This window comes from Roseospirillum parvum (assembly GCF_900100455.1).
In the GTDB taxonomy this organism is placed as follows: domain Bacteria; phylum Pseudomonadota; class Alphaproteobacteria; order Rhodospirillales; family Rhodospirillaceae; genus Roseospirillum; species Roseospirillum parvum.
Genome location: NZ_FNCV01000028.1, coordinates 1 through 3165, shown reverse-complemented (window position 1 = coordinate 3165; position 3165 = coordinate 1). Strand labels below are relative to the sequence as shown.

Below are 3165 nucleotides of genomic sequence, written 5' to 3'. Positions count from 1 at the left end.
GAGGCGCTGGAGGATCAGACCGTCCGCATGGTGATGGGGTACGCGGTCGATCTGGCCAACCAGATCAACCGCTTCTTCAACCACACCATGGCCGACTTCGAGGCCTTCCTGCAGACGCTGGAAGAACACTACCAGGTCGTGCCGCGCGGTGCGAAGGGCAAGGGCAACGTCACCCTGACCAGTTTCGATGGCCTGCTGAAGGTCCAGTTCGCCACGGCCGACCGGATCACCTTTGGCCCCGAACTGGAGATGGCGCGCGAGCTGTTCCTGGTGTGCGTTGCCGAGTGGGCCGAGGGTGCCCGCCCGGAGATCAGGACCCTGATCGATGACGCCTTCAAGACCGACAGCGCCGGCGAAGTGAGCCGAGAGGCCATCTTCCGATTGCTGCGCCTGGATTTCGATGACGAGCGCTGGGGGCGGGCTCAGGGCGCTATCCGCGATGCGATCCGCGTGGTCGGCACCAAGCGCTACATCCGCTTCTACACCCGCGCCGCCCTGGACGGCCCGTGGCAGCCCGTGCCCCTGGACATCGCGTCTGCCTGAAGGAGGCGACCATGAACCACCGTAAACCTTTCGCCTGGACCATCGAACGGCTCGCCGGCGCCAGTGGCTGGGTTCTGGGCCGCTTGGCCTGGTCGACCGAGACCCTGGCCCATCGGATGCTCCGCTGGGCCAGGGTGATCAACAACGCCGCCTGGCGCGCCGACATGGCGGCCCTGCGGCCGGCCCGGAGGGACTGACGATGTTGGATACCCATCACCTGCGCCGGCGAGCCGAGTTCGCGCGCGGTTACGCCCGGGCCCTGCGGGACATTGAGGCCGAGGACGATCTGGCCGCGCTGCTGGAGGATTTGGCCAACAACATCGAGGCGGCGGCACTCGCGTGGGCGCGGGTCATGGCGGCCGAGGACCAGGCTGCCGTGCCGACCGGAGGTCAACCGGCCACGGAGGCGACCTGGGCGGAGATCGAGGAGCGCGGCGCGCCATGACCAGCACCGCCCCCGAACTGCTGCGGACAGCGCTGATCGATCTGCTGATCGCCGCCGCGCCGTTCCGCGCGGGGCGGGGGTTGTCGGCCGCTCGGCAGCGCCTGGATGCCGCAATAGGCAGGGGGCGCGCGGCGCTGACGGCCTCGGCGGCCGAGGGCCTCGGGACCGACTGGCGCGCCCTCGCCGAACTGGCCGCCGAGGCCGACGCCGAGACCGAGGCCCGCCCGGGGTTCCGGGCCGATCTGGACGGATGAAGGAGCCCGCCATGAGCATCCTGGAGACTGATGATCCCATGAGGGTCCTGACGACTGATGAGCAGTTGAAGCTGATCCTGGTCGAGGCCTACCTGCCGCATGGCGCCGAGGTCGCTGTCGAACGGGCGCGCGCGGCTTTCACCTTCATCCGGGCTCCGGCGGCGCCCGTTGACGCCCCGCCGGAGCCAAAACCGGCCCCCGTCGAGGCGGCGCCGAAGCCCAAGTCGACCCCGACGCTGCCGCCCCCGGTGCCGTCGTCGTGGACTCTGCCGCCCGAGCTGGAGACCGCCCTGGGGACGGCTCGAGCGCTGCTCGACGAGGGGGTGCGCCTGACGGGCAGGGCCCTGGCCGAGGCGCTGGAGGTCTCCCAGCCCACGGCCAGCAAGCGCCTGCGGGCGCTGGTCGCTGCCGGCCGGCTGGCTGCTGTCGGCCAGACGACGAGTCGCCAGTACGTGCTGCCCGGCCAGGATGCGGCGGCGGCCCACTCCGGATCGGCGCCGCGCGATCCAGCACCGCGCGACGAGGGGGTGCCGCGCGACGAGGCTGAGGAGGCCCGCCAGGTACGCGCTCTGATGGATCAGGGGCGCACCCTCCGCGAGATGGCCCAGTACCTGGGCCGGACCCGAGACGAGATCGTCGACATCATGGCCTTGCAGGGCTGGGCCGGCCTCACGGCGGGGGGGGGATTCTGCTTGCCTGACTCCGACGCCGCCGTGGGCCGGCAGGAGCGGCCGGCGACCCGGCGCAACTGTATGACCTGTGGCACACCCTTCGTGTCCGCCGGGCCGCACCACCGGATGTGCGCCAAGTGTCGCGGCGCGACGGAGGACCCATCATGACCAAGGCACACCGTTCGACTCCGCGCCCGGGGCGCTATCTGCCGATCTGCCCGGTGGCGGAGGTGCCGGAGGCGGCCGAACTGACCCGCCTGCTCGAGGCGGCCGGGTGGCGGGTGCAGCCGTCGGTGAAGCCCTACCGTCGGCGCGACGGGCGGGTCAGCGTGCGGCTGATCTGCCGGGCCCGTGGAGCGGGCCCGGTGCAACTGGCCCTGACCTACGAGTTCGAGGCGTGGGGCCATGACTGAGCAGTCGGACCTCTTTGGCGCCCCGCCCCAGCCCCTCCGAGGCCGGCACTACGTGCGGCCGCGCGGCTACGCGGGTACCCCGGGGCGGGGACCGGCCGGCGCCGCCTGCCGGACCTGCCGCCACTTGGCGCGAGTGGAGTGTGCCAAAACGTACCTCAAGTGCGGGCTGGCGCGGGAGCGGTGGACCGGCGGTCGGGCCAGCGACGTGCTCGCGGGCAGCCCGGCCTGCCAGTTCTGGGAAGCGCCGTCATGACCGACTGCTGGCCCTTCGGACACCTTCGGCCCTTGGCCTACAGCCTGATCTACGCCGATCCGCCGTGGCTGTTCGCCAACTACTCGTCGGCCGGGGAGGCGAAAAACCCGTTGGCGCACTACGCCTGCATGGGGCTGGACCAAATCCAGGCCCTGCCAGTCGGACACTTGGCCGCCCCGGATTGCCTGCTGGCCATGTGGGCGACCTTTCCGATGCTGCCTCAGGCGCTGGAAACACTGGCGGCGTGGGGCTTCACCTACAAGACCGGCGGGGCCTGGCACAAGCGCACGACCGGCGGCAAGACGGCCTTCGGCACCGGCTACGTCCTGCGCTCGGCCGCCGAGGTGTTCCTGATCGGCACCATGGGCCGGCCCCGGCTGGGCAGTCGCTCGGAGCGCAATCTGGTGGACGCCCCGACCCGCGAACACAGCCGCAAACCCGATGAGATGGCCGAGTTGCTGTCGCGCCTGGTGCCGGACGGCCGCCGGGTGGAGCTGTTCGCCCGCGAAACCCGCCCCGGCTGGGACTGCTGGGGCGACCAGGTCAGTCGGTTCGGGGAGGCATCATGAACCGCTACCTAGCCATC

Annotated in this window: 7 protein-coding genes; all 7 read left to right on the top strand. The window is 71.2% G+C overall.

All coding sequences use genetic code 11. The features are described from left to right. Nucleotides 1–543, top strand: a 543-nt coding sequence (locus BLR95_RS15295) for a DUF3164 family protein (protein WP_092622116.1), incomplete at its 5' end; no start/stop codon positions are given. An 11-nt stretch (nt 544–554) separates the two neighbouring features. Continuing rightward, nucleotides 555–740 (top strand): hypothetical protein, encoded by a 186-nt coding sequence (locus BLR95_RS15290; protein ID WP_092622114.1) that lies wholly within the window; start codon nt 555–557, stop codon nt 738–740. A gap of 2 nt (nt 741–742) precedes the next feature. After that, the gene (locus BLR95_RS15285) at nt 743–988 is read left to right on the top strand and encodes a hypothetical protein (RefSeq protein WP_092622112.1); all 246 of its coding nucleotides are present in this window, start codon (nt 743–745) and stop codon (nt 986–988) included. After that, nucleotides 985–1242: a hypothetical protein gene (locus BLR95_RS15280; RefSeq protein ID WP_092622110.1), complete on the top strand. Its 258-nt coding sequence runs from the start codon at nt 985–987 to the stop codon at nt 1240–1242. Before BLR95_RS15285 ends, BLR95_RS15280 begins: the two co-directional genes overlap by 4 nt. 11 nt (nt 1243–1253) lie before the next feature. Next, a complete protein-coding gene (locus tag BLR95_RS15275) occupies nt 1254–2081 on the top strand; it encodes a winged helix-turn-helix domain-containing protein (protein WP_092622108.1) in 828 nt (275 codons plus the stop codon). Further along, nucleotides 2078–2326 carry a hypothetical protein gene (locus BLR95_RS15270; protein WP_092622106.1) on the top strand — a complete coding sequence of 83 codons (249 nt, stop codon included), beginning with the start codon at nt 2078–2080 and terminating at the stop codon, nt 2324–2326. Before BLR95_RS15275 ends, BLR95_RS15270 begins: the two co-directional genes overlap by 4 nt. 249 nt (nt 2327–2575) lie before the next feature. Then, nucleotides 2576–3148, top strand: coding sequence for an MT-A70 family methyltransferase (locus BLR95_RS15260; RefSeq protein ID WP_092622102.1), 573 nt, complete (start codon nt 2576–2578; stop codon nt 3146–3148). Nucleotides 3149–3165: the final 17 nt, after the last annotated feature.